Here is an 18,095-nt window from a genome sequence, read left to right as displayed (position 1 = left end):
AATACTTCGCCGCCTTAGCTGAAGGGGAGCAAAGCGAGCAAAAAGTGGGCTGCGATGCGCACCGATCGCGAGCAGCCCCTCTATGATCTTGAGTCTGAAAACCTGATCGCCGCCACCTTCACTTGAGCGGACGACCAACTCACTGGCATCCCAAGGGCCACGCCTGTTCCGGCAACGTTATACAGCCTCCTATACCGAACTCCTCACCATCGCGATAGGGACTGTACTCGGCCAACACATCCGAGACTTCTCTGAGGCTCCCGGAGCACCTTGGGGACTCCGTTGAGAAAGCGAAAGGGCCGGGGAGCGTGCCCCCGGCCCCCGCGCCCCCCGCCCTTACTTCACCACGATGTTGAGCAGCTTCCCGGGCACGTAGATCTCCTTCACGATCGTGCGGCCCTCGAGGTGCCGCCGCACATTCTCGATGGCCTTCGCGGCCTGCTTGGCTTCCTCCTCACCGACGTTCGTGGGCAGCACCGCGCGGCCGCGCACCCGGCCGTTCACCTGAACCACCAGCTCGAAGGTGTCCTCCACGAGCGCGTCCTCGTCCACCTCAGGCCACGGGACCTCGAAGACCGAACGCGCATCGAGCCAGTGCCAGACCTCCTCCGCGAGGTGCGGCGCGAACGGCGCGAGCATCTGCAGGTAGTACCGCACCGCCCGCTTGTAGACGGGGCTCGGCGCGTGCTTATGGCGGTACTCGTAAAGGGCGTTCAACAGCTCCATCAGCGCGGCGATGGCGGTGTTGAAGCGCAGGTTCTCCGTGTCCTCCCCGACCTTCTTCAAGGTGCGGTGCAGCGCCCGGTACAGCGCCCGGTCCGCCCCGGAAAGCGCAGCGGGATCGAAGGCGTCCTCGAGGGTGGTTAGGGCGTCCTTATCCTCCGCGAACCGCCGCCAGACGCGGTTCAAAAAGCGCCACGCGCCCGAAACGCCCTCCTCCGTCCAGACCATGTCGTTCTCGGGCGGCGCGGCGAAGAGGATCGTGATGCGCGCGATGTCCGCGCCCTGCTCCTTCACGAAAGGCCCCACCATCACGCCGTTCCCCAGGGACTTGGACATCACCGCGGGCTTCCACAGGTGCGTCGTGCCGTCCTCGTGCGCGCGCAGCTCCGCCCCCATCTTGGCGAGCTCGGCCTTGGTGAGCGTGCCCGACTCGAGGTCCAGCCGGACGCGGGCCTCCTCGCTCAGCCGTACGGTCTCGCCCTCCACCTGGACGGGACCGTAGTCCGTCCAGCCCATCACCATGCCCTGCGTGAAGAGCCCCTTGAACGGCTCCTCCACCCGCACCATGCCGATGTCGTGCAGGAACTTGGTGAAGAACCGGGAGTACAGCAGGTGCAGCACCGCGTGCTCGATCCCCCCGATGTACTGGTCCACGGGCAGCCAGAAATCGGCCTTCTCGGGATCGAAGGGCAGCCGGTCGTTATGCGGGTCGGCGTAGCGCAGGTAGTACCACGAGGAGTCGAAGAAGGTGTCCATGGTGTCGGTGTCCCGCCGCGCCGGCCGGCCGCAGTGGGGGCAGGTGGTCTCGTAGAACTCGGGGTGCGCCTCGAGGGGGCTCTTCCCCTTGGGGCGGATCTCCTCCACGTCCTGGATCTCCGGAAGCACCACGGGCAGGTCCTCGTACGGCACGGGCACGATCCCGCAGGCCTCGCAGTGAATCATGGGGATCGGCGTGCCCCAGTACCGCTGCCGGCTGATCAACCAGTCCCGCATGCGGTACGTGACCCGGGCCCGCCCCAGGCCCTTTTCCTCGAGCCAGCGGATGACCCGGCCCTTACCCTCCACGCTCGGCGTGCCGTCGAAGGGGCCGGAGTTCACCATGACGCCCGGCTCCTCGTAGGCGGCCTCGAGCGGCTCGGCGAGCCCGCCCTCAGCGGGCTGGATCACCACCCGGACGGGCAGGTTGAACCGCCGCGCAAACTCGAAGTCCCGCTGGTCGTGCGCGGGCACCGCCATGATCGCGCCGGTCCCGTACCCGTACAGCACGTAATCCGCGGTCCAGATGGGGATTTCCTCGCCGGTCGCGGGGTTGATCGCGTACGCCCCGGTGAACACCCCGGTCTTCTCGCGCCCCAGGGCCTCGCGCTCGAGCTCGGTCTTTTGCTTGGCGGCCGCCACGTACGCCTCGACCTCCGCGCGCCGCTCGGGGGCGGTAAGCTCGAGGAGCATCGGGTGCTCAGGAGCGAGGACCAGGAAGGTCGCGCCGAAGAGGGTGTCGGGCCGGGTGGTGAAGACGGGGATCTTCACGTCCCGGCCCTTGACGGGGAACGCGATCTCCGCGCCTTCACTCCGGCCGATCCAGGCGCGTTGCATGGCCTTGACCTTCTCCGGCCAGCCCGTGAGCTGCTCGAGGTCCTGGAGGAGGCGGTCGGCGTAGGCGGTGATCCGCAGGTACCACTGCTCGAGCTCTTTTTTCTCGACCAGGGTGTCCTCGTGCCGCCAGCAGCGGCCGTCCACCACCTGCTCGTTCGCGAGGACGGTCTGGCACTTGGGGCACCAGTTCACCAGGCCCTTCGCGCGGTAGACGAGGCCCTTTTCGTACATCTTGAGGAAGATCCACTGGTTCCAGCGGTAGTACTCGGGCGTGCAGGTGGTGACCTCGCGGTCCCAGTCGTAGAGGATGCCCATCAGGCGGAGGGACTCCTTGGCCGAGGCGATGTTCTTGAAGGTCCACTCCGCGGGGTGCACGCCGAACTTAAGGGCCGCGTTCTCGGCGGGCAGGCCGAACGCGTCCCAGCCCATGGGGTGCAGCACGGTGTAGCCCTGCTGCTTCTTGAAGCGGGCCAGCACGTCCCCCATGGTGTAGTTCTTCAGGTGGCCCATGTGCAGGTCACCGGAGGGGTAGGGGAACATCATGAGGACGTACTGCTTCTCGCCCTCCTCCTTGGCCTTCATCAGGCCCTTCTCCTGCCAGTACGCTTGCCACTTGGGCTCGATCGCGTGCGGGTTGTACTTCTCCATGCTGCCTCCTCAAAGCACTTCCAGGAAAAACCCCCTTCCCGTAACGTTCGGGAAGGGGAAGCCAGGCCGCGATAAGGGGGCTTCCCCTAGGTGCGCGCTAGCCCGGCCCAGATCATGGCTTCATGATAGCACGCGCTAGCGGGGGGGCAGCATCCGCCGGCGCATCACGAAACGACGCCAGGCGTACACGAGGCCGCCCGCGACGAGGAGCAAAGCGCTCACAGCCAGGGCGGTCGCGAGCAGCCACACGGTGAGGAAAAGCCCCACCAGCCCGGCAAGGGCCAGGAGCAGGTACGCCCAAAAACCCGAGAGGCGGTAGACCTTGAACGGCGTGCGGTTCATCCTTTCAGTCTACCCCCGCCGGCCTGCTCGGGGGTGCCGGTACCCCGTACGCCAGACGAGCGCCTCCGCCAAGCGCGGCGCGAACGGGTGCAGCGCGTACATCACCCGGAGCGCCCACGGCACCACGACCAGCCGTGATTCCTTCTCTAAAGCGCGCACCACGACCCGCGCGACCGCCTCCGGCGTGAGGTCCGGGATGAGGCGCGCAAGGCGCGGCACGCGTTCGATCGCCCCCGGGTTGTGCTGCCAGTACGCGCTGCGCACCCGGCCCGCGACCACCGAGCAGACCGCGATGCCGGTGCCGCGCAGGTCGAGCCGCAGCGCTTCCGTAAACCCCCGCAGCGCCCACCGGGCCGCGACGTACCCGGTCGCGCCCGGCCACGGCTGGAGCGCAGCTGGCGAGTTGATCACGCACACCACGCCCCTCCCCCGCTCGAGCATCCCCGGCAAAAACGCCTGCGTGACGAAGAACGCCGCGAAGTACGGAGCCTGCATCATGCGTACCGCCTCCTCCGGCGGGGTTTCCTCGACGAACAGCCAACGCCCCGCCCCGGCCGCGTGCACGAGCGCGTCCGGAACCCCGAGCTCGCGGCGCACGGCCTCCGCCATCCGCCGTACGGCCGTGGGGTCGCCGAGGTCCGCGGGGTAGGCGCGGGCCATGCCTCCGCCGGACTGGATCTCCCGCGCGAGCGCCTCGAGCGCCTCCCGCCGCCGCGCGACCAGGGCGAGCCGCGCGCCCGCATGGGCTAGGCGACGCGTCGTGGCCCACCCGATCCCGCTCGAGGCTCCCGTCACGAGCACGAGCCTGCCCGAGAGCCGCACGCCTACTCCTCCCCGCACGCTGTTCGCTGCGGCTCGAGGATCACCCTCGCGCCGCGCGCCGCGAGGGCCTCGAGGGCCCGGGCGTTTCGGGCGGGGTCCAGGCAGTTGTGCTCGAGCCGCACCACGTCCCCCATGCCGAGCCCGGCGTTCGCCGCGAGGGGGGTGAGGTCCGTCACGTGGTTCGCGCTCAGGTCGAGCACCTCCAGGGCGGAGAGAGGCCGGAGGGGGGTGAGGTCCTGGATCTGGTTTCCGCTCAGGAGGAGGGTCTTGAGCGCGCGAAGGTGCTGGAGGGGAGCGAGGGTTTGGATTTGGTTGTGATTCGCGACGAGGCCCTGAAGCCGCGCGAGGCCCTGGAGGGGGGTGAGGTCCCGGACCTGGTTGAAGCTCAGCACCAAAAACCGCAGCTCCGTGAGGCGCGCCAGGGGCGTGAGGTCCGCCACCCGGTTGCGCCTAAGGTCGAGCTCCTGAAGCCGGGTGAGGCCTTGGAGGGGGGTGAGGTCCTGGATCCGGTTCCCCCTAAGGAACAAGACGCGCAGCCGCGTGAGGTGCTGGAGGGGAGTGAGGTCCTGCACCCGGTTGAAGCTCAGCTCGAGGTACTCGAGGTCCTCGAGCGCGGCGAGGGGGGTGAGGTCCTGCACCCGGTTCACCGCGAGCTCCAGCCGCGTGAGGTTCGGGGCGTGCTCGAGCCCTTGGAGGGAGGTCACGCCCGCTCCGGAGGCCTCGAGCTGCGTGAGGTCTGCGAGGCGCGCACAGGTGAGGGGACCTTCGGGCTGCTCGAGCGCCTCGCGCACCGCGGCCTCGAGGGCCGGGTCGGGGAAGACCACGGCCTCCTCAGGGCGCGCGCAGTTCGGGTGCGCGGCGCCCCACCCTCCCGCGAGGGCCAGCGCCGCGCCCAGCAGCAGGGCGTGCAGTGGGGGCTTCATCCTCCAACAGTGCAGCATGCGTTTGGGGGGTGGGGGTCTTCTAGACGACCTTCCCCGGGTTCAGGAGGCCCTCGGGATCGAAGAGCGTTTTGAGACGCGCCATCCAGGCGAGGGCGTTTCCGTGCTCTAGGGGCATGTACTTCTTCTTCCGGAGGCCCACCCCGTGCTCGCCGGTCGCGGTGCCGCCCAGCTCGAGGGCCCGCGCCACCAGCCGTTCCGCGAAGGCCTCAGCCCGGGCGTACGCATCGTCCCGCGCGGCGATCAGGGTGTGGAAGTTCCCGTCCCCCACGTGCCCTAGGATGTTGCCCTCGAGCCGCATCTCGTCCATCAAGGCCCGGGCGTACCCCACGAGCTCCGGCATCCGCGAGAGGGGGACGGCCGTGTCCGTGATCAGGTACTTGCGCTGCGGGAACAGGTTCACGAGCGCCCAGTACGCCTGGTGCCGCGCCTCCCACTGCGCGGTGCGTTCCTCCGCGGTCATCGCGGCCTCCACCTCCAGCGCCCCCGCTTCCCGGACCAGCTCGAGGGCGAAGCGCGACTCCTCCTGCATCGCGGCCGCGGTCGCGGAGTGGAACTCCAGGAATAGCGCCGGCCGCTCGGGGTAGTTCCGGTCCAGGTACCGGTTCACGGCCCGCAGCGCGAGGTCGTCCACGAGCTCGAGCCGCGCCACCGGAAGCCCGCTCGCCAGGATCGCGTACGCGGCCTCGGCGGTGCGCTCCACGCTTGGGAAGAAGACCCGCAGGGTGTGCACGTGCTCGGGTAGGGGGTGCAGCTTGAGGGTGAGGCGCGTGATCACGCCGAGCGTGCCTTCCGAACCGATGAAGAGGTCCTTGAGGTCGTACCCGGAGCTGGTCTTGCGCACCGCGCGGCCCAGCTCGAGCACCTCCCCGTTGGCGAGAACCACCTGAAGCGCGAGCACGTTGGCCCGCATCCCGCCGTACCGCACGGTCGTGGTGCCCGAGGCGTTCGTCGCGGCCATCCCGCCTAAGCTCGCGTCCGCGCCGGGGTCCACCGGGAAGAACAACCCCTCGCGCCTCAGGCGTTCGTTCAGCCGCTTGCGCGTCACGCCCGGCTCCACCACCGCGACGAAGTCCTCGGGGCGCACCTCGAGGATTTGGTTCATGCGGGAGAGGTCCAGGCTGATCGCGGGTCCTTGCGGCACGAGCGCCCCCTCTAAGCTGGTGCCCGCCCCGAACGGGATGACCGGCACGCCCTCGCGCCGGGCGACCTCGAGCACGGCCTGCACGTCCGCTACCGTCTCCGCGAAGACCACCGCGAGCGGGGGGCGCACCTCCGGGTAGCCTTCGTCCCGCCCGTGGGCCTCGAGGACGCTCGGGCTGGTGGAGACCTTCGCCTCCCCTAGGACTTGGCGCAGGGTACCGGCCAGCATTTATTCCAGAATACCCCGCCGCCCCGGGGCGGCGGGGCGGGTGGCGTGGAGGGACCGCTTACTCCTGGGGGGCGTTCCCCAGGATTGCGTCGATCTCCTTGAGGGCCTCCTCGGGCAGGTCCACCCCGGCCGCGCCCAGGCTTTCCTTGAGCTGTTCGGGGCGGCTCGCGCCCGTGATCGCGCTCGAGACCTGACCTTGGCGCAGCACCCAGGCGAGGGCGAGCTGGGTGCGGGTGAGGCCGAGCTCGTCGGCTACGCGCTTGAGCTCTTTGACCTTCTCGCGGTTTTCTTCGGTGAGGAACATCTCGCGGAACTGCTCGTACTGCGCGAAGCGCGAACCTTCGGGCAGGCCGTGGTCGTACTTCCCGGTGAGCATGCCCATCGCGAGGGGGCTCCACACCACGAGCCCCATGCCGAACCGTTCGGCCTCCGGAAGGATCCGGGTCTCGACGCGCTCCCGGTAGAGCATCGAGTACTGGGGTTGCTCCACCACGGGCGGGTGCAGGCCGTTGGCGCGGGCGAAGGTCACCGCCTCGGCGATGCGGGAGGCGGGCCACTCGCTCGTGCCCCAGTACAGGATCTTCCCTTCGTCCACCAGGCCGCTGAAGGTGGTGACGATCTCCTCCATGGGCACCTCGGGGTCGTACCGGTGCGCGAAGTACAGGTCGAGGTAGTCCACCCGTAGGCGCTTGAGGCTTTTGTCGATGGATTCCCGCACGTGTTTGCGGCTGAGGCCCCGGTCGTTCACGTCCTCCGACATGGGCCAGAACACCTTGGAGGAGAGGACCAGGGTGTGGCGCGGGAACTCCTGGAGGATCTCGCCCATGATCTCCTCGGCGAGGCCATGGGCGTACACGTCCGCGTTGTCGAAGAAGTTCACGCCGTGATCGTAAGCAAGCTTCACGATTTCGCGGATCGTGTCCTTGTCCTTGACCGTGTTGCCGTAGGTGACCCAGGCACCGAGGCTGATCTCGGAGACCTTAAGGCCCCACTTGCCGAGCTTGCGATACCGCATTTCCATAGTGTGTACCCTCCGTTGGGCACTTTACCGACGGGACCTCTCCCAGAATGTGACCCACGGGTCAGTTCCTCGGCGTAGAGGGTAAGGACGTTGTGGTGGCTTTACAGTAGCTTAATCATAGCCGTAGGACAATGGAACAGTGATTCGTTTCATGCGTTCTGGGAAACGAGGTGCTAATGTGCGTACAGCGGCTGTCCGCAATGGGCAGCATGCGCTTCGAATAGCGGAGGACATCTCCAAGGCTTGGGAGATGCGGTTGAGGAGGTGAGTGAATGACCCCGGGTGCGGTGGGGAACCTAGCGCTGCTGGTGGCGCTGCTCTTTACTGTTGCGGGGCTGGTCCTGTCAGGGTTGGGATGGTACACGCGGGATGTGCGGTACGTGCGCATGGCGCGGCGTGCGGCCGGCCTGGTGTTCCTAGGGGCGTTGGCTGCGTTCCTCGCTCTGGAGTGGGCCCTGCTGACCGATGACTTTTCCATCACCTACACGGCACGTACGCACTCCGTGAAGAGTCCTACCTGGGTAAAGATCGCGACCCTGTGGGCGGCTTTGGAAGGATCGCTGCTGTTATGGGGGATGCTACAGGCCCTATATACCTTCCTCGCAGCGCGGCGGCTCAAGGATTACTGGATGGCGCCGGTCGCTCTGGGGACGCTGTTCGCGATCCAAGGTTTCTTCTTTGGGGTGCTGTTGTTCGTGGAGAACCCCTTCACGCCAGTGCCAAACCCGCCCACGGACGGCCCTGGTCCGAACCCCTTGCTGCAGAACCACTGGATGATGGCGGTACACCCGGTCCTAATGTACCTGGGGTTCGTGGGGCTCAGCGTGCCCTTTGCGTACGCGGTGGCCGCGATGGTGAGCCGCCGATACCAGAGCTGGGTGCGGGAGACCAAGTGGTGGACCTTGATCGCCTGGGGGTTCCTCACCGCAGCGATTTTCGCTGGGGGATGGTGGAGTTACGAGGTGTTGGGCTGGGGCGGGTACTGGGCGTGGGACCCGGTGGAGAACGCCTCGTTCATCCCTTGGCTGCTCGCCACCGCATTCGTGCACACCGCGATGGTGCAGGAGCGCAGGGGGTTGCTTAGGGGGTGGAACTTCGGGCTGATCACGCTGACCTTCGCGGGTACGGTGTTCGGCACCTTCCTAACCCGCTCCGGGGTGATCCAGTCGGTGCACGCGTTTGCCAGCGGCCCCATCGGCCCCATCTTTCTAGGCTTTTTCCTTGTGGTCCTCGCCGTAGGATTCATGCTGCTCTCGCGCATCTCGAGCGAGGTGCGGGATGCGGGCAGTGTACGGCTTGTAAGCCGAGAAGGGGCGTTGTTTGCTAGCGCAGTGGTCTTCGCCACCATGGCGTTTGTGGTGGTGTTGGGGACCCTCTTCCCCTTGCTGGTGGAGGCTACCCGGGGGCTTAAGGTCTCAGTGGGTGCACCTTTCTTCAACCAGATCTTCATTCCCCTCGGGGCGATGATGCTGCTGCTCATGGGTATAGGTCCAGTATTGCCGTGGAAGCGCACCCAGAGCGAGGTGCTGCGCAACCTCGCTTGGATCCTAGGGGTCCTGGTCTTGGGGTTTCTAGGGGGTCTCGCCGTCGGATGGACCGTGGGTGTGAGCCTCGCGGTAGGGTTGTTTGCGTACAACGTGGCCGCGATCGTGCTCATGGTGGCTGAGGGCGTGCGCACCCGCGCACGGAGCACCGGGGAGGCGTGGGCGGTTGCGCTGGTACGGCAGGCGACCCAGGCTCGTCGTCGCTACGGGAGCCACGTCGTACATTTTGGGGTGGCCCTAGCCGCGCTTGCGATCGCCTTCAGTCAGGCTTACCGAGTGGACGCGCAGAAAACGCTCCGGGTAGGCGAGACCTGGGAGGTACTGGACACCCGGATCACCCTGTTGGGGGTGCGGGCCCAGGATGAGGGTAACCGTTTCGCGGTCCTAGCTCCACTCGAGCTCGAGGGAATTGGGCGGCTCGAGCCGCGGCTGCACTACTACCCGACGCGCAGAGGGCCGTTGGCTGCGCCGGACGTAGGGTACACGCTGGGGCGGGACTACTATCTAACGCTACAGGCCTTTGATGAGGAGAATGGCGCGTGGGCCACGCTCCGACTGGTGGTGACCCCGATGGTGCTCTGGCTTTGGGTGGCGGGCGCCTTAATCCTACTAGGAACGATGTACATCCTCTGGCCCTCGGGACAGCGCTTCACTGCATCGATACCAACCGCGACAGGGGGGGGGCGGGTATGAAGCGGTGGCTGATCTGGGGTACCGTGCTGGTACTAGGCGGAATCTTCTGGTGGGGACTGGGCCGCGATCCGGGGGAGCTGAAGTCCGTACTGATCGGCAAGCCCGCTCCGGACTTTGAACTGCCCCTCTTCCCCCGATACCAGGAGGAGTACGGGGAGACCATTACCCTCGAGCGTTTTAAAGGGCAGCCCGTAGTGGTCAACTTTTGGGCCAGCTGGTGCTACCCGGCGTGTTGGAACGAGGCCCCTCGTCTGGAGGCCGCGTGGCGCAAGTACCGCCCGCAAGGGGTGCAGTTCATCGGCATCAACATTCAGGATAAGCGCGCGGATGCTGAGGCGTTTCTGGACCGTTTCGGGCTGACCTTTCCGCACGGCATCGATCCGCCCGGCCGTGTGGCCGTGGACTACGGCACCTACGGCGTACCGGAAACCTTCTTCATCGACAAGGACGGAATTGTGCGTTACCGGTTCGCGGGGGAGATCTCGAGTGAGGAGCTCGAGAAGCGGATTCAGGAGATTCTGCCATGAGAAGGTTAAGGTTATGGATGGCGTTGCTCCTGGTGTGGGGTGGAGCTTGGGCGGTGGAGGATGGTCCGCCCCCGGATCTCTCGCCCGAGGTGTTCCAGATCGCGAAGGAGTTGCGTTGCCCCGTCTGCCAAGGAGAGAGCATTGCAGAGTCTAACGCGGAGCTTTCCCAGGAGTCCCGTCGGCTGATCGCGGAGATGCTGGCGGAGGGAAAGTCCAAGGAGGAGATCCTTCAGTTTTTCGTGGACCGCTACGGGGAGTGGATCCTGTACTCCCCACCCCGTAAAGGCATCACGCTGTGGGTCTGGATCGGGCCGGTGCTGGGGTTGGGTGCGATAGGCTATGGAATTTTCCGCTACTTAGCGGAGGTGCGTCGGCGTGAGGAGGCGCTGGCCCAAGCGGTGGATGAGGCGATGCTGCGGCGGGTCGAACGCGAGATCGAGGAAGGAGAGCCATGACGGTTGGTGCGTGGATTCTGCTAGCGATCCTGGTTCTTGCGGGGGGCGTGTACATGCTGGCCCCGGTTCGGGGGCGTTCTGAACCCTTTCCCGAGGACCCTCGCCCGGAGGAGCTGCGCGAGGAGCTGAACCTACTCAAAAACGAAGCGCGTGAGCTTGTGGGAGCGGAGCGTCGGCGTTTGTTGGCGCGCATTGCGCATCTCGAACGGACCCTACAGGAGTTTGCGCCCGCGCCTTCCACGACACGGCGTCCTGCCGCCTGGGTGTACGGGCTAGCCGTGCTCGGTGTAGTGGTTGTGGGAGCGGTGTTGTGGCGGTACACCCTGCCGCGCCTTCCCGGCGAGACGGTCACGACAGCGATTCGGGTGGAGGACGCGTTGCGCCTTCAGGAGTTGCGGCAAGAAGCGGAATCAGCCAACACCGCACAGTCATGGCTCCGCTACGCGGATTTTGCCTGGGAGGTTGGGGACTTCACCCGTGCGGCGGAAGGGTACGCCGCCGTGTTGCGCCTTAATCCCCGGGAGCCCAGAGCGTTGGAGCGCATGGGCAAGCTCCTGTTCATTTCCGGCCGCTTCGACCTGGCGGCGAACGTTCTGGTCCTGGCTACACAACTTGATCCGAACGAACCGGAGGGATGGCTTTTTCTGGGGAGCGCCTACTACCAGCTAGCGCAGATGAAGGAGGCGGTCCAGGCGTGGGAACGGTACCTGGCGCTGGACGCCGGGGATGCGAACCAGGTGGCGCCGCTCATTGAAAAGGCCCGCTCCTTGGCGGATGCGCCCCTAGGTCAGCGGGTCTACGCTGTAAGCTGCGCCGCGTGCCACGGTGCGGACGGTCAGGGAGGTACGGGACCCCGCCTCAAAGGCAACCCTGTGGTGGAGGTTTCCGATGCGGTGCGCGGGATCATTACTCAAGGAATGGGAGCCATGCCTGCGATCCCCTTGGATGAGGAACGCCTTGAGGCCCTGCTCGAGTATCTAAAGAACCTCTGAGGTCAAGGTAGGCTTAGGCAGCCTCCTGTTTGTGGAGGCTGCTCTTCTTAGTGTATCGCTGGGGGAGGAGGGAATGCGTATACCAAGCGCACATGACCTTGGTAAGGATGGATATTGGGATGGTAGCCATGAAGTGTATACTAGCTTCTATAATTTAGTTTTATAACTAAAAGTCTTGGGATCGGACCAGATCCCTCCTGTGGACATCGCTGTCGAAACCCGCCGTGTCAAGTGCACGGTCCACCCCGACAGCATCCACACCGCCCTCATCCACACGGTGCGCCGCTTGCTCACCCCAAACGGGGTGCAGCAGGGCGCGCAGGCCTCCATGATCTACTCCGAACCCCTCCAATCCCCTCCGGAAACCCAGGAGGCTCCCACCTGCACCGACAACAAGATCGTCACGGTCGTCTTCCTCCAGGTTGCGGTCCTGCGCGCGGAGGCCTGCGTTGTAGCCCGCTGCGTTCGCGGGCCCGCGGCGTGGTCGTGGTGAGGGGATCGCAAAGAAAGTGAGGCCGGTCAAGGAGGGAAGGGGGGGGGAAGGATAGGGCCGACGTGCACGAGCGAGCCCGGAAGAGCCTCGAGGGGCTCGTCGAGGCGGTGAGGCAGCGTACCGAATTAGCCCAGGCCGTGCGCGGGGAGACCGTAGAGGCCGGGCCGGAACTCGCGAACTTCGCCGGGGTCACCGACGTGCATGCTCAACACAAAAGGCAGCCGGAAGACGCGACGGAAGAAGCCTGACCCGCGCGGGAACGCACGCGCTCCGTAGGGCATGCAGGCGGCCGGCCGCCTTACCGCTTGAACTTTTCAATCCGGCTCACCATCGTGTCCGAGACGAACACCACCCCGGAGTGCTTGTTCAAGAAGGGTGCGAACCCCTCCAGGATAGAACGCGCTTTCTCCTCGGGCATCACCGAGACCACCATCGCCAGCGTGTCCTCCTCGTTAAAGAGGAGGTGGCCCTCGTGAAACCCATGACTGCCTTTGCCCGAGAGGTTATGTACGATGGTGTAACCACTCACGTTCGCCCGCTCGAGGAGATCCAGCACGAAGCTCAAGTCCTCCCCCCGCACGATGATCTCCACTTTCTTCATGGGGTAGAGCGTTAGGCCTTTCATCGTTGCACCTCCTCCACGCTACCGAACACCCGCCACGCGCCCTGCATGAACCGACGCACCACCCGCTCCTCCGGATCCAGGACCACCATGTTCAGCCATCCCTTGTGCATGAGCTCTCGAACCTTGTGCACCCGCTCGATCGCGGTTCTCGCGAACGCGAAGGGCGCCTCGAGCAGCACGATCAGCCGGACGGGAAGGTGGAAGGGCTCGCCTTGCTTCAGAACGGTCTGAGCGGGCAAGCCCGTCCGAAGGTCGCTCACGTTCCCCGTCATCACCCCGATCCGCCCCGCGACGTTGTGGTACACCTTACTCCCACTCCCGTACGCCTCGTTGTCCGTGGTGGAGAAGTAGTGCTCCATATTAATCCAGTGCCCCACGATCAACGGACCGGAGAGGATGTTCTCGAGAAGCCGCCCTTTAGGGTCCACCCGGTAATCGTAGGAGTGCAGGAACACCTTGCCTTTAAGGTCAAGCGCTCGCGTGACCTCCCGCCGGCCGATCACGAACGCGTAATTACCCGAAAGCCCCCACTCGGGCCGTACCTGAGACCAGTCGTAAGCGTGCTCCAACACCTCGGCGTACTCAGGCTTCACGCCAAGCTCGAGGGCCCGCTCCTGCGCGGTGTGGAGGGTCGCGGCCTCGAGGTCCGCCCGCACTCCCTCGAGCACGGGCAACAGCTTGGAGGGCAGGTACTCGAGGTCGTAAAGCTGCACCGCGTCGGTGGTCGTGTTGTGCAGGCCGGGCACGAAGTGGGTCGTTTCGGGAATGGAGATCCCGTGCTTTTGCTTTAGGAGCTCCCGGACCTTGGGGTGGTTTGCCATGAAGCAGAAGACCCGCGCGTTGTGCGTGCCCGCGGCACCCCCGCAGGCGCCGCAGTCCAGCGCGGATTCGTACGGGTTGTTCTCGGAGCGACTGCCGTGCCCCAGCACGAGCACGAGGGGAGCGAACCCTTGCGTGAGGCCGATGGACCGCAAGGTGTTCGCCACGAGGGCGGCCTGCTCCTCCCGGGAGAACCCGATCCCGCGCAGCTTCTCCTTCACGAGCTCCACGTACCCCCGCTCGACCCGGTACGTCTCCCTGAGCGTGCGCAGCAACGCGGGGTGCGCCGCCTCGGGAACGCCCAAGGCGCTCAGCACGTCCGAGCGCTCGCGGTTGGCGACCGCGTCCTCAAACAGGGCGTGCAGCTGCGCGGAGCTCACGTTCCGCAGGCCGAGCTCCTTCTCGAGCGCGGTCCGCACCACCTCCCCGTAGAGCGTGCGCGTGACCTCTTCGATCTCCTCGGGGGCCAGCCGGTCCAGCAACGGCTTCGTGTGCACCCGCGCGTCCAGGAACGCTTCCCGTGCCCGCGTGTACCCCACCGGCAGGAAGGTCTTGCCCACGAAGTCCAGGCCGAACAGGAACCCCAGGGCCTCGACCGTGATGAAGGGGGTGAGGATGTTCTCCTTCAGGTCGTGCAGGACGCGCTTGAAGAGGTTTTCCCGCCGCGGTTCGCGCCTTTGCGGCATGTCGAGCACCACGTTCCGCGGGCGGATCAAGGCCGGGCAGAGGAACTCCTCGTGCCCCTTGTGCAGCTCCACAAACGCCATAGGCACGCCGAAAAACCCAGCCACCCCGAAGGTCTCGTAGCGTCCGAGGCGCTCCAGGTTCCGCCGGTACCGCTCGGACCGCACGTCGATGCAGAACAACACCTGCGCCTTGGGGGAGGCGGGCTCAGGACGCGCCTCGAGGCGGATCTGGGAGAGCAGGTCCTCGAGCAGGCTGTCCTCGAGGGCCTCGAGCCACACCTTCCCTTCTTCCTCCGTGACCCGCGTGTAGAGCGCGTGCAGGTCCAGGATCGTTTCGGGGGAAAGGGCGTTTAAGGACAGGTGGGCCGCCTCGAGCCAGTCGGCGAGGAAGGTTAGGAAGACCTTGGCCTCCCACGCGGCTTTTTGCTGGGTGTACGTCTGGACGAAGGGGTGGGGGCGGTTAAAGTGCGGGGGCAGCGTTTCGGCGTAGGGAAGGGCGGCGCGGCCCGTGAAGTACTCGCGTCGGAGGTAGGTTTGTTCCGGGGCGTGGCGCACAAAGGCGGTGAAGGCCGCGTAGTCCGTACGGAAGGGGAGGCGTCGGGTGCGCGACTGCAGGACGGCGAGGGAGATGAGGAGCCGGATGGCGGTGTAGTCCACGATGTCGGCGGGGAACCTGCGCTGCCAGTAGTAGTCCCGGTTCGCTTGCCGCCACCGGATGAAACCGACGATGCCCTTGAGCCGGGTGAGTTCCCTGCGGATGTAGTTTTCCCAGAGCGCTTCGGGGATCTTGAGGGTGGTGAGGACGTACTCGATGGCTTCTTCCGGGCTCGAGAACCGCTGAACGAGCGCGCGGAAGTGCGGGCCTATCTTGAGGCGGAAGCGGAGGTTGTGCCGGGCGAGCGCCTTCCAGGCCTGGAACAGGCCTTGCTCCCGGTGGGGCATGCTGATGGCGGCCTGCCCCTCGTCCAGGAAGTCCATGACGCCCTTGACGACGAGGTCGTCGATGAGTTCCCCGAGGGCAGCGCCCGTCACTTGATCGATGGCTTCATAAAGGGTGAGGTCTTCCCCGATCGAGCGGAGGAAGGCGTCGCAGGCTGCTTTAGGATCTTCTTGCAGGGCCTGCGCGAGGGTACGCACGGCCTCGGGGGGCAGGTCCGGCCGGACCCGGTTTTGCCAGGGGCGTCGCTCCGAGGTGAGGAGCGTGTAGAGGAGCGCCTCGACGTCGATTCCCGCCGGCCTGGGGTGGATTCGTTGCGCGAGCGCGCGCACCTTCGTTTTTAGGTGGCGCTCCTTGAGGGGGCCGTTTCGAAGGAGCTTAAGGGCCTGCGCTCGGCGGAGGTACCCCTTCCCGCCGAAAAGGCGCTCCCCGACCTTCACGGCCTCTTCAAAGGGCAGTTCCTCGAGCTCGTGCAAGGGGTTGTGGTGCACGAAGATGCGCATGGGCCAGAAGAACGGTACGGCCTCGGCGGCGACGTGAACGAGGGACCGTATCCAGAGTTTTCTGCCTAGCTGCATCACGCGATATCCTCCCTGGGCTGCCCCCATAGGATCTTCCCGGTGTGCGCGAGGAGGCCTAAGGCGAGCAGGAACCAGCTAACGCTCAGGAGGGCGAGGTTGGTGGGGTTCGGTTGTGCGAGGAGGGGTTGGATGGGCAGGGTGTAAGCTAGGAAGGAGAGCGCCAGGAACGCGCCTGAAACTCCGGGGGCTTGGGCGATGAGTCCTTTGACGTACGAGAGGTCCTCGGTGAGGAAGGTGTGTTTGACGTGCAGCGCGAGGAGCTTGAAGAGGAAGGGGGGTACGGATAACGCGAGGAGGTAGGCGGGGTGGGGGTTCAGCCAGGCGAGGGGGAGGAGGGCCGCGTAGAGTTCCGAGGCCGCGGCGCTTAGGGTTCGGGTGGAGAAGAGGCGCAGCGTGTGGAAGAGTGCGGTGAGGGCCGCGAGGGGCGGCACCCAGTCCGGGATGCTCGTGGAAGGGAGGAGGAGCGCGCCCGCGGCCGGCATGACGAGAAACGCGATGGCGCCGAGCTTGTGCAGCAGCGCGACGCTCAGCACGCTGAGGGGGAATAGGGGCAGGAAGACCGCCGGGGCGAGCAGGGAGGGATCGGGGTTCCAAAGGAGCGCGAGGGCTAAAAGGGCGCTGGCCGCAATGAGATGCGGTCGGGAGAAGGCCGCGACGAGGCGCAGCGCGTGGGTTTTTAACCACTCGTAGATGTCGTGCACGTACAGTTCTCGCGAGAAGTGCGTGTACAGGCGTGTGTACAAGGGTAGGGGGCGTTCCCGGTTCGCGTAGTAGATGAAGATCCACCCCACCCCGATCACGAGCACCATGAAGGCGACCTCTAGAAGAAAGACCCCCCAGGAGGTGAAGGCCGCCTCGTAGATACGCTCCACGAGGAAGGCCTCGGGGTAAAGGAAGGTTTTGAGGCTGCGCCCCATCGCTACGTACCCCGTCATCACGACGAGGAGGGAAAGCGTCGCGATCAGAGCGGTGAGCACGGGCCGGTCCCGGCCCAGCTTGAAGACGCTGACCAGCGCCTGCGCGGCGGTCACCCACCCGAAGAAGAGGATCACGAGGTAGGTTTCGCGCTGCAAGACTTTTTCCTCGAAGAGATAGTGCGTCAAGAGCACGATGAGGAGGGGGATGGCTACGGTGAAGAAACCGTACACGATCCAGGGAACCTTCCGCGCGGCCGACCCCTTTTGGGTGAGGGCGCTGTAGACCGCGTCCTCGGGTAGGTTCGGGTCTCGCCTCGCGGAGTGGATCGCGTTCCCCGAGTACAGGAACAGGGTGGCCTTGAATATGCCGTGGGTCATCATGTGGTAGACCGCCAGCGCTAGGGCGCCCACCCCGAGCTCCATCACCATGTACCCCATCTGGCCTACCGTGGAGTAGCCCAGGGACTTCTTGACGTCGCTTTGCATGAGCATGAGCACCGAGCCCATCACCGCCGTGACAGAGCCCACGATGAACGCGACGGTTAACCCGAGGGTGTCGTGCACGTAAAGGGGCGCGAACCGGTTCACGAGGAACGCCCCCGCGTTCACGATGCCCGCGTGCATCAGGGCGGATAGCGGGGTCGGCCCCTCCATCGTGTACACGATCCAGTGGTGAAACAAGAACTGGGCGGATTTCAGGATGGCGCTTAGGGTGACCAGCAGCGTGACCGTGGGGAACACCGGCGCGCTCGAGGTGAGCGCGATGGCGCTGATCTCGGGAAGGTTGAGCGTCCCGAACTCCTTGAAGAGAAGGAGAACCGCGAGGAGCAGGGGAAGGTCCGCGAGCCTTTGGGTGAAGAAGGCGAGGTTGGCGTACCGTTGCGCGGCGGCTCGCTTGTGGTTTTGGTTCAGGAGGAGGTAAAGCAAAAGTCCCGTCAGGTGCCAGCACAACAGGAGCAGCAAAAGGTTCGCGGTGAGCACGAGCAGGACCAGCGAGGCGGTCATCAAGTCGAGGAGGATGTAAAACCGCCGGTACCCTTCCTCGTCCGCCATGTACTTCTCCGAGTACTTGTGCACCACGAGGCTGACGAGAAGGATGTAGGCCGAGAGCAGAAGCCCGAGGTTATCGGTGTAAAACGCCAGCACCCCGACGGCGTACGTACCGCCTTCGGTGGTGAACAGCGCGAGGAGGTTCAGCGCGAAGGCGAGGAACGTCAGGCCGGTGCTTAACCTGGGGAAGGTGCGCTCATCCCTCACGAAAGCGAGCGTCACGGCGGACAGCAGGGGCACCCACGGGATGAGGAACGCAACCCAGCTCATGACGCCAGTCATTGTAATGGATGAGGGAAACGCCCCCGCGCGCT

15 protein-coding genes are annotated in these 18,095 nt (G+C 65.7%); 6 read left to right on the top strand and 9 right to left on the bottom strand.

Annotated elements, in window-relative coordinates; all coding sequences use genetic code 11:
* Nucleotides 1–336: 336 nt before the first annotated feature.
* From leuS to MARKY_RS09925, 6 genes are all read right to left on the bottom strand, one after another.
* Complete coding sequence (gene leuS / locus MARKY_RS09950; RefSeq protein WP_013704755.1) at nucleotides 337–2,964, bottom strand: leucine--tRNA ligase; 2,628 nt, start codon at nucleotides 2,962–2,964, stop codon at nucleotides 337–339.
* 135 nt (nucleotides 2,965–3,099) lie between these two features.
* The gene (locus tag MARKY_RS09945) at nucleotides 3,100–3,306 is read right to left on the bottom strand and encodes a hypothetical protein (protein WP_013704754.1); all 207 of its coding nucleotides are present in this window, start codon (nucleotides 3,304–3,306) and stop codon (nucleotides 3,100–3,102) included.
* Between the two features lie 9 nt (nucleotides 3,307–3,315).
* Nucleotides 3,316–4,146 carry an SDR family NAD(P)-dependent oxidoreductase gene (locus MARKY_RS09940; protein WP_218916174.1) on the bottom strand — a complete coding sequence of 277 codons (831 nt, stop codon included), beginning with the start codon at nucleotides 4,144–4,146 and terminating at the stop codon, nucleotides 3,316–3,318.
* The gene (locus MARKY_RS09935) at nucleotides 4,131–5,051 is read right to left on the bottom strand and encodes a leucine-rich repeat domain-containing protein (protein WP_013704752.1); all 921 of its coding nucleotides are present in this window, start codon (nucleotides 5,049–5,051) and stop codon (nucleotides 4,131–4,133) included. The genes MARKY_RS09940 and MARKY_RS09935 overlap by 16 nt, the downstream gene beginning before the upstream one ends.
* A 40-nt stretch (nucleotides 5,052–5,091) precedes the next feature.
* Nucleotides 5,092–6,441, bottom strand: a complete 1,350-nt coding sequence (locus MARKY_RS09930; protein ID WP_013704751.1) for an FAD-binding oxidoreductase — start codon at nucleotides 6,439–6,441, stop codon at nucleotides 5,092–5,094.
* Between the two features lie 58 nt (nucleotides 6,442–6,499).
* Entirely contained in the window at nucleotides 6,500–7,456 is a 957-nt protein-coding gene (locus MARKY_RS09925; RefSeq protein WP_041658059.1) for an aldo/keto reductase family protein, read from the bottom strand.
* A gap of 278 nt (nucleotides 7,457–7,734) precedes the next feature.
* Between MARKY_RS09925 and MARKY_RS09920 the strand changes: the two genes are divergently transcribed.
* The 6 genes from MARKY_RS09920 to MARKY_RS09895 all read left to right on the top strand — a co-directional run bounded on the left by MARKY_RS09920 (nucleotide 7,735) and on the right by MARKY_RS09895 (nucleotide 12,414).
* Nucleotides 7,735–9,699, top strand: coding sequence for a heme lyase CcmF/NrfE family subunit (locus MARKY_RS09920; RefSeq protein WP_013704749.1), 1,965 nt, complete (start codon nucleotides 7,735–7,737; stop codon nucleotides 9,697–9,699).
* Entirely contained in the window at nucleotides 9,696–10,226 is a 531-nt protein-coding gene (locus tag MARKY_RS09915) for a TlpA family protein disulfide reductase (protein ID WP_013704748.1), read from the top strand. Before MARKY_RS09920 ends, MARKY_RS09915 begins: the two co-directional genes overlap by 4 nt.
* A gap of 17 nt (nucleotides 10,227–10,243) precedes the next feature.
* Nucleotides 10,244–10,681, top strand: coding sequence for a cytochrome c-type biogenesis protein (locus MARKY_RS09910; protein WP_245526777.1), 438 nt, complete (start codon nucleotides 10,244–10,246; stop codon nucleotides 10,679–10,681).
* Entirely contained in the window at nucleotides 10,678–11,673 is a 996-nt protein-coding gene (locus MARKY_RS09905) for a c-type cytochrome (protein WP_013704746.1), read from the top strand. The genes MARKY_RS09910 and MARKY_RS09905 overlap by 4 nt, the downstream gene beginning before the upstream one ends.
* 199 nt (nucleotides 11,674–11,872) lie before the next feature.
* The gene (locus tag MARKY_RS09900) at nucleotides 11,873–12,166 is read left to right on the top strand and encodes a hypothetical protein (protein ID WP_148230425.1); all 294 of its coding nucleotides are present in this window, start codon (nucleotides 11,873–11,875) and stop codon (nucleotides 12,164–12,166) included.
* Nucleotides 12,167–12,228: 62 nt separating this feature from the next.
* Nucleotides 12,229–12,414, top strand: a complete 186-nt coding sequence (locus MARKY_RS09895) for a hypothetical protein (protein WP_041658055.1) — start codon at nucleotides 12,229–12,231, stop codon at nucleotides 12,412–12,414.
* Between the two features lie 50 nt (nucleotides 12,415–12,464).
* Here the strand turns inward: MARKY_RS09895 and MARKY_RS09890 are convergent, their stop codons facing one another.
* From MARKY_RS09890 to MARKY_RS09880, 3 genes are read right to left on the bottom strand one after another with little or no spacing between them, the layout of a single operon-like run.
* Nucleotides 12,465–12,791: a P-II family nitrogen regulator gene (locus MARKY_RS09890; RefSeq protein WP_013704745.1), complete on the bottom strand. Its 327-nt coding sequence runs from the start codon at nucleotides 12,789–12,791 to the stop codon at nucleotides 12,465–12,467.
* Entirely contained in the window at nucleotides 12,788–15,811 is a 3,024-nt protein-coding gene (locus tag MARKY_RS09885) for a DUF2309 domain-containing protein (protein WP_013704744.1), read from the bottom strand. Before MARKY_RS09885 ends, MARKY_RS09890 begins: the two co-directional genes overlap by 4 nt.
* Nucleotides 15,811–18,051: a proton-conducting transporter transmembrane domain-containing protein gene (locus MARKY_RS09880; RefSeq protein WP_013704743.1), complete on the bottom strand. Its 2,241-nt coding sequence runs from the start codon at nucleotides 18,049–18,051 to the stop codon at nucleotides 15,811–15,813. The genes MARKY_RS09885 and MARKY_RS09880 overlap by 1 nt, the downstream gene beginning before the upstream one ends.
* Between the last annotated feature and the right edge of the window lie 44 nt (nucleotides 18,052–18,095).

The organism is Marinithermus hydrothermalis DSM 14884 (assembly GCF_000195335.1).
GTDB lineage: Bacteria > Deinococcota > Deinococci > Deinococcales > Marinithermaceae > Marinithermus > Marinithermus hydrothermalis.
Note: the sequence above shows the minus strand (reverse complement) of the source record. Positions and strands in the feature narration are given on the sequence as shown.

Coding starts and splice junctions, on each gene's coding strand:
- MARKY_RS09925 (WP_041658059.1), bottom strand. CDS start 7,456: ATGCGGTATCGCAAGCTCGGCAAGTGGGGCCTTAAGGTCTCCGAGATC.
- MARKY_RS09910 (WP_245526777.1), top strand. CDS start 10,244: ATGGCGTTGCTCCTGGTGTGGGGTGGAGCTTGGGCGGTGGAGGATGGT.
- MARKY_RS09890 (WP_013704745.1), bottom strand. CDS start 12,791: ATGAAAGGCCTAACGCTCTACCCCATGAAGAAAGTGGAGATCATCGTG.
- MARKY_RS09905 (WP_013704746.1), top strand. CDS start 10,678: ATGACGGTTGGTGCGTGGATTCTGCTAGCGATCCTGGTTCTTGCGGGG.
- MARKY_RS09885 (WP_013704744.1), bottom strand. CDS start 15,811: ATGCAGCTAGGCAGAAAACTCTGGATACGGTCCCTCGTTCACGTCGCC.
- MARKY_RS09880 (WP_013704743.1), bottom strand. CDS start 18,051: ATGAGCTGGGTTGCGTTCCTCATCCCGTGGGTGCCCCTGCTGTCCGCC.
- MARKY_RS09930 (WP_013704751.1), bottom strand. CDS start 6,441: ATGCTGGCCGGTACCCTGCGCCAAGTCCTAGGGGAGGCGAAGGTCTCC.
- MARKY_RS09935 (WP_013704752.1), bottom strand. CDS start 5,051: ATGAAGCCCCCACTGCACGCCCTGCTGCTGGGCGCGGCGCTGGCCCTC.
- MARKY_RS09920 (WP_013704749.1), top strand. CDS start 7,735: ATGACCCCGGGTGCGGTGGGGAACCTAGCGCTGCTGGTGGCGCTGCTC.
- MARKY_RS09915 (WP_013704748.1), top strand. CDS start 9,696: ATGAAGCGGTGGCTGATCTGGGGTACCGTGCTGGTACTAGGCGGAATC.
- MARKY_RS09945 (WP_013704754.1), bottom strand. CDS start 3,306: ATGAACCGCACGCCGTTCAAGGTCTACCGCCTCTCGGGTTTTTGGGCG.
- leuS (WP_013704755.1), bottom strand. CDS start 2,964: ATGGAGAAGTACAACCCGCACGCGATCGAGCCCAAGTGGCAAGCGTAC.